This window comes from Micromonospora sp. NPDC006766 (assembly GCF_040636055.1).
Lineage (GTDB): Bacteria > Actinomycetota > Actinomycetes > Mycobacteriales > Micromonosporaceae > Micromonospora.
Genome location: NZ_JBEYIX010000139.1, coordinates 1 through 1,129, shown reverse-complemented (window position 1 = coordinate 1,129; position 1,129 = coordinate 1). Strand labels below are relative to the sequence as shown.

General features: G+C 70.2%; 1 protein-coding gene. It reads left to right on the top strand.

The features are described 5' to 3' along the window. Positions 1-1,102: IS110 family transposase (locus tag ABZ671_RS32735; RefSeq protein ID WP_357865449.1), on the top strand; the 1,102-nt coding region annotated here is incomplete at its 5' end. Between the last annotated feature and the right edge of the window lie 27 nt (positions 1,103-1,129).

Sequence of the window (1,129 nt, the reverse complement as noted above, 5' to 3'; positions counted from 1 at the left end):
GATGATCGGTGAGCATCTCGCCGAGGACGCCGAGGACGCCGCCGGGCGGGTGAAGGTCGGGATCGAGACGGACCGGGGCCCGTGGGTGCAGGCGTTGATCGCGGCCGGGTACACGGTGTACGCGGTCAACCCGCTGCAGGCTGCCCGGTATCGCGAGAGGTTGGGCGTGTCGGGCGCCAAGAGCGACGCCGCGGACGCGCACATGCTGGCCGACATGGTCCGCACGCATGCGCACGAGCTGCGTCCGGTCGCCGGTGACAGCCCCGAGGCCGAGGCGGTCAAGGTCGTCACCCGGATGCACAAGACGCTGATCTGGGAACGCACCCGCACCGGGCAGCGGCTGCGTCACGCGCTGCGGGAGTACTTCCCGGCCGCGTTGGAGGCCTTCGAGGACCTCGACGCCGCCGACACCCTGGAACTCCTCGCGAAGGCCCCCGACCCGGCGGCTGCGGCCCGGTTGAGCATCGGGCAGATCAGCATGGCCCTCAAACGCGCCCGCCGCCGCGACATCGCCGCCAAGGCCGCCGCGATTCAGGACGCGTTGCGCAGCGAACAGCTCGGCCAGCCAGCCGTGGTCACCGCCGCCTACGCCGCCACAGTGCAGGCCCTGGTCGCGGTCCTGGGCACCCTCAACGACCAGGTCAAGGCCATGGAGGGGCAGGTCGGTGCGCATTTTGGCCAGCACCCGGACGTTGAGATCATCCTGTCCCAGCCCGGGCTGGGACAGATCCTCGGCGCCCGGGTGCTGGCCGAGTTCGGCGACGACCACGCCCGCTACACCTGCGCCAAAGCCCGCAAGAACTACGCCGCGACCAGCCCGATCACCCGTGCCTCGGGCCGCAAGAAGACCGTCACCGCCCGGTTCGTGCACAACGACCGGCTCATCGACGCGCTGATGAGCCAGGCCTTCTCCGCGCTACGGGCATCCCCCGGAGCGCGGGCCTACTACGCCAAGCAGCGGGCCCGGGGAGTCGAGTACAACGCCGCGCTGCGCCAACTCGCCAACCGGCTCGTCGGCATCCTGCACGGATGCCTCAAAACCGGCACGCCCTACAACGAGACGACCGCCTGGCCACACCACACCGCCGAACCCGCTACTTGACACTCGTACGTCCTGGGATGTCTTACA